Source organism: Fusibacter sp. (assembly GCF_057447755.1).
Map to the genome: position 1 here is coordinate 1 of NZ_JBVBZF010000236.1, position 5,667 is coordinate 5,667.

4 protein-coding genes are annotated in these 5,667 nt (G+C 35.7%); all 4 read left to right on the forward strand.

Annotated features, from left to right (window positions below; all coding sequences use genetic code 11):
* Window positions 1-211: 211 nt before the first annotated feature.
* The 4 genes from AC220I_RS17350 to AC220I_RS17365 all read left to right on the forward strand — a co-directional run bounded on the left by AC220I_RS17350 (window position 212) and on the right by AC220I_RS17365 (window position 5,408).
* Complete coding sequence (locus AC220I_RS17350; RefSeq protein WP_486725126.1) at window positions 212-1,324, forward strand: bifunctional lysylphosphatidylglycerol flippase/synthetase MprF; 1,113 nt, start codon at window positions 212-214, stop codon at window positions 1,322-1,324.
* Complete coding sequence (locus AC220I_RS17355) at window positions 1,302-2,015, forward strand: alpha/beta fold hydrolase (protein ID WP_486725127.1); 714 nt, start codon at window positions 1,302-1,304, stop codon at window positions 2,013-2,015. Before AC220I_RS17350 ends, AC220I_RS17355 begins: the two co-directional genes overlap by 23 nt.
* A gap of 65 nt (window positions 2,016-2,080) precedes the next feature.
* On the forward strand, window positions 2,081-4,030 hold the full coding sequence (locus tag AC220I_RS17360) for a U32 family peptidase (RefSeq protein ID WP_486725128.1): 1,950 nt from the start codon (window positions 2,081-2,083) through the stop codon (window positions 4,028-4,030).
* Between the two features lie 133 nt (window positions 4,031-4,163).
* A complete protein-coding gene (locus AC220I_RS17365; RefSeq protein ID WP_486725129.1) occupies window positions 4,164-5,408 on the forward strand; it encodes an aspartate aminotransferase family protein in 1,245 nt (414 codons plus the stop codon).
* Window positions 5,409-5,667: the final 259 nt, after the last annotated feature.

Genomic DNA, 5,667 nt, shown 5'->3' on the forward strand with positions numbered 1-5,667 from the left:
CTTTTTTGCATTCGTTGTCCTCCTCTTCAACACGAGTCTTGGACTTTTTCTTCTGAGAAGTCATATTCACAATGTTAAAACAATCCTTGATGCTGTCTCTCAATCCATCAGACTCTTCTTTTTTATGGACACATCGCTTTTTGATTTTAAATCTCACATTGGTGAAATATATATGAAAAGTGCGCTCATGATCTATTGGAGTTCAATCTTTATGTCTTTTATCATTATTATGAAACCCCTAATTTATAAGCCTATTATGCATCAGCATTTAAAAAACAAGGCAATTCCAATTGTCGAAAAATTTGGAACAAACCCCATGTCCTATCTTGCTCTTGAAGATGACAAACTCTACTTTTTCGGTGAAAAGGTAACTGGTGTGTGTGCCTATACTATTTCCGGTGATGTAATGGTCATTTGTGGAGACATGATTTGTAGAACCGAAGATCAAGAGATGATGCTTAGCGAATTAATTCAATTTTCAAAAGTGAACTTTTATCATATCCTTTTTTTAAATATCACTGATCATTTTCTTGAATGTTATCAAAGACATGGATTTGGTATAACCAAATACGGGGAAGATGCTGTTTTTGAACTTGAAAGCTACAATCTTAAAGGTGGAAGTGTCGCCAAGGTACGTGCAGCTATTAACCACGCCCGTAAGGCGGGTATCGTCATAAAAGAATACAAGCCAAATGAGTTAAGGCTCCCAGAAATTGAAAAGCAAATTTTGGAAATCTCGAAAGCCTGGATAAGGCAAAAGTCTATGCCTGAGATGAAGTTTATGTTAGGTTCTAACAATTTAGATATGCCTCTTAGTAGACGATATTTTTATGCAGTAAATATGGAAAATGAAATATTGGGTTATGTGGTCTTTAATCCCTATATGGATGGTAAATCAATGATAGCAGAAGTTACAAGGAGAAGACCAAATGCACCACAGGGTGTACTTGAAACCATCATATATGATGCCTTTATGACCATGAAAGATGAGGGTGTAGACCAGGGCAATATGGGATTATCACCTTTGTACAATATTTCTTCAGTGGATAAGCTCAAATGGAATGAAGTACTTTTTAAGTATGTATACGACCATCTCGATCAGATATATGGCTTTAAGGCCTTACATCATGCTAAGGAAAAATATGCACCTACATCTTGGGAAGAACGCTATATTGCATACTATCCAAAACCCTTTCTACCAAAACACGCTTATTCAATCGTATCCGCTCAGTTACCAGATCATATATCAAAAATTGTATTAAAGATGCTTATAGATGAAGTTAAATTAAAGGGTGAGGCCTATGTATCTAAGCACAAAAGATAATACCAAACTTTTTTACACGATTAAAGGCGAAGGCATACCAATTGTTATGATCCATGGTAATAACCAGTCGCAATCTATTTTTGACACTCAGAGTGACTTTTTTAGTCCATTCTTTTGTGTCATCAGAATGGATAGTCGTGCTCACGGAAAATCAGAAAGAGGGACACAAAAACTCACTTTGGATCTATTGACTTCTGACCTCTTCCAACTGATTAACGTCCTTGGACTTGAGGATTTAATTATAATTGGTTACAGTGATGGGGCAAATATCGCACTAAAACTTGCCGTTGAATATCCTGTATCTCTAAAAGGGCTTGTATTAATAAGCCCAAATCTACATGTGGATGGTTTAAAACCACATTTTAAGAAACCGCTTCAACTTATAAATCGTCTCACTCATTTAAGCAGAGGTTTCATACGTTCTAATCTCTGGTTAGAAAAACTTGACTTAATGACCCAAAATACAGGTATCTCTTTAGATGTACTTAAAAACGTCAATATTCCAGTTCTAATATTATCCGGCGAATACGACATCATCCACAGACATCATCTGGAAGAAATAAATAATGCCCTTCCAAATGCACAACTTGAGATTATAAAAAATCATGGGCACGCCATTATAAATTCACCAAACGCAGAGCTCATTTCTAGAATTTATGGATTTTTAAGCGCCAATTTTCATCACAAATAAATAAAATAGTGATATACTTAACATTGGAAATTATTATAATGCATCAATAGAAATGAGGCAAAAGAATGCGATTTTTTAAAGGGAAACCGCTTGAATTACTTGCACCAGCAGGTAATTTTGAAATTTTTAAAGCGGTCGTAGAGACAAAGTGTGATGCCATATACTTCGGTGGGCAATCACTCAATATGAGAATGATTCGAAAAGGCTTTAATTTTACCAATGATGAAATAGTTCAGGCCATTAATATCGCCCATGAAAAGGACAAACGTGTTTATATAACAGTAAATAATCTAATCGATGCTGACGAAATCGAAGTCGCTAGAGACTACTTAAAGTTTTTAGAGTTAGCAGGTCCGGATGGGATAATTGTACAGGATTTTGCAATTATTCAGCTTATAAAAGAAATGAAGCTTAATATTGAAGTTCACTCATCTGTTATGATGAACGTTCATAACGTGCCAATGATCGAAACCCTAAAAGAACACAAGGTCACAAGAGTCGTTTTATCTCGTGAAGCTACACTTGATGACGTCAGATGGATTAAATCACAAACTGATATGGAAATTGAATATTTTACACATGGTGATATGTGTATAGCACATGGGGCACAGTGTTATTATTCCTCCATGTTATTTGGCATGAGCAGTAATCGCGGCAAATGTCTCAAGCCTTGTAGATGGTGGTTTTCAGATAAGCCTATTGATATTGACTTAGACGCTTCAGTTGCAGAAAATAATAATGATGCTGATGAAAAATCATTTCCCATGGCAGTTAAAGACCTGTGTCTATATCAAAACTTACCTGAAATGATTTATGCAGGTGTAACATCCTTTAAGCTAGAAGGTAGAATGAGGGAAGCTGATTTCATCACCAAACTCATTAACTTTTATGGCGATGCCATGGATCGTTTTATAGCTGATCCGGTTGGTTATGACCGTACTAAAGATCTCCCAATCATAGAAGAGACGCGTAAAAGAGATTTATCTACTGGCTATGCATTTGGAAAACCTGGTATTACCAATATCAACACGCGATTTGAAGGTACGGGGAAGTTTTACTCTACGGGTAAAATGTTCAGTACGCCAACACCAGAAAAACCAATTACTGACATTCAAATTCATCAGATTAAAGAAAAACTCCAGCAGACCGAATCTGAGAAAAATGTTAGTAAATCGGATATACCATTTAGCAAACCTAAACTATCCATAAGAGTTAATAACATAGATCAGGCGCTTCTTGCTATTGAGGAAGGGGTCGATCGTATATATCTCTCTGGCGATATTTTCCTGCCAGCGCCTATGATTAATATTCAACAAATCAAGGCTTTGAAAGAGAAATCCAACCACACCCATACAGAAATATATGTTGGTACACCTAGAATGATGAACGAAATGCAGCTTGAACTTTATTATGAATGGTTTAAAATGCTCAGTCCAACTATTGATGGTATTCTAATTGGCAATTTAGGCGCATTAAGGCATTTTAGTGGTTTAGGGCTTCCAATTGTAGGGGATTACAGTCTCAACATCTTTAATAGTTTATCAGCAGATTTCTATAAGTCACAAGGTCTTTCACAGTTTGTACCTTCTGTTGAACTTACGGCAAAGAACCTTAAAGATATGCTCTCATCACATCATGAGATTGAGTTAAATGTTCATGGTCGTCTTACTGCAATGTATTATGAACATGATTTTCATAGTGCATATCATAAATCGTCTGATGACAAACTCACATTTTTTAACGAAGCAGGCTCTTATGATCTATTTAAAGATCATCATGGCCGATCACATTTACTGACTGAAAAAGCCGTATCCTTACTACCAATTTTAAACGAGGTCTTATCATACACGTCTTTAAAAATGCTACGTTTTGAAGCTCAATCACTGGATTTAGAGACCTTAAAGTCAGACTTAAATCTTATAAAAATGGTCCTTGAATCAAGTATGAAAGGGGAGAGGTATCTATTTGATACCACTCAACTCTCTAATATGACATTTGGTGCTTTAGCTTTTTAGGCAAGTATATAAGGTGTAATAGGCACCTTTTGACCTTAAAAGGTATAACCCTATAAACATTTAAACATATACATCACAAACATTTAAATTATGAGATATATAAATGCGTTGATATAATTAAATCGGAGGTCATATGTTATCGTCATCAGACATCATTCAACTTAAAAAAGATTATTTTTTCCCAAATGCGATGCACTTTTATAAGGAACCACCTCATATCGTTAAGGGCCAAGGTAAGTATTTATTCGATGATAAAAACAAGCAGTATTTAGATTTCTTTGCAGGTGTAACCGTTGCCAATTGCGGCCATTGTGAACCAGAAATCGTAAAAGCTACAAATGATCAGCTACAAACACTTCAACATACATCCATCATTTATCTAACAGAGCCAATGGTGCTTTTAGCTGAAAAATTGGCGACTCTTTTGCCTGGAGATATTCAAAACACTTTTTTCTGCTGTAGCGGGACTGAGGCCAATGAAGGTGCTCTTTTGCTTTCAAGACTATACACAGGAAAACGTGGTTTTATCGCCTTTGAAGGTGGTCTTCATGGTCGTTCAGCCCTCACTATGAGTGTCACAGGTATACCAATGTGGCGAATTGATCCTTTTCTTGATGAAAATGTCTACTTTGCCAAAGGCTTTATTGGTAGTGATGAAGACCAAGAAATGCTTTGTGCAGAATCCTTAAAATCAGTTGAAGCCATATTAAAAGCGCACGCACATGAAATTGCAGCATGTATTGTTGAACCCATTCAAGGTAATGGCGGCATCAATGTACCACACGAGAATTTTCTCAAATCATTAAAAACTTTATTGGAAGCCCATAATGTTCTATTAATTGCAGATGAAGTACAAACAGGTTTTGCTAGAACAGGTAAGATGTTTGCAGTGGATCACTTTGATCTTGTTCCAGATATTATCACTATGGCAAAAGCTCTTGGAAACGGCGTTCCAATTGGAGCATTTTCAGCAAGGCCACATGTGGCTAAGGCATTTAACAAGCCCTCTGCATCGACACTTGGTGGTAATCCTGTTGCCATGCGAACTGGACTCGCTGTACTTGATTTTATTGAAAATCATAATCTGTGTTTGCAATCTGAAAAACTAGGGACATATTTGAAATCACAACTTAAGGACCTTAAAGACAAGTATAATTCAATTTTGGATGTGCGTGGTTTAGGCTTAATGGTTGGCATGACCCTTGTATCGCCTGAGCTTGTGGATACTGTACTTGAAGCCATGTTAGGTAAAGGTTTTATAGTGGGTAAGAATGGCATGAACCGTAACGTCATTGCATTACAGCCACCCTTGATCATTAACAAAGATGATATTGATCTGCTAATTTCAGCATTTGATCAGGTATTCTCAATAATTTAAGCAAGCACATCTAAATTTCATACAAATAATTAAAATAAAAGCCAAATGTGAAGTTATACGACTTCATCATTCGGCTTTTATTTTATATGCTTTATTTTATTTTATATGCTTTATTTTATTTTATTTGTTTCATTTTGTTTCATTTCATTTTATTTAAACATATAAGTCTTTTATTAGATTGTTTTGCCTTATAGTTTATATTATAGGCTCTATTTTTAAACGTGGTTCCATCTGCATAGTTTTAGTTCAAGTAAATCTA

What these genes read in the sequence shown, in the direction of transcription:
- AC220I_RS17355 (WP_486725127.1), top strand. Translation starts at nt 1,302, where the DNA reads ATGTATCTAAGCACAAAAGATAATACCAAACTTTTTTACACGATTAAA.
- AC220I_RS17360 (WP_486725128.1), top strand. Translation starts at nt 2,081, where the DNA reads ATGCGATTTTTTAAAGGGAAACCGCTTGAATTACTTGCACCAGCAGGT.
- AC220I_RS17350 (WP_486725126.1), top strand. Translation starts at nt 212, where the DNA reads ATGTCTTTTATCATTATTATGAAACCCCTAATTTATAAGCCTATTATG.
- AC220I_RS17365 (WP_486725129.1), top strand. Translation starts at nt 4,164, where the DNA reads ATGTTATCGTCATCAGACATCATTCAACTTAAAAAAGATTATTTTTTC.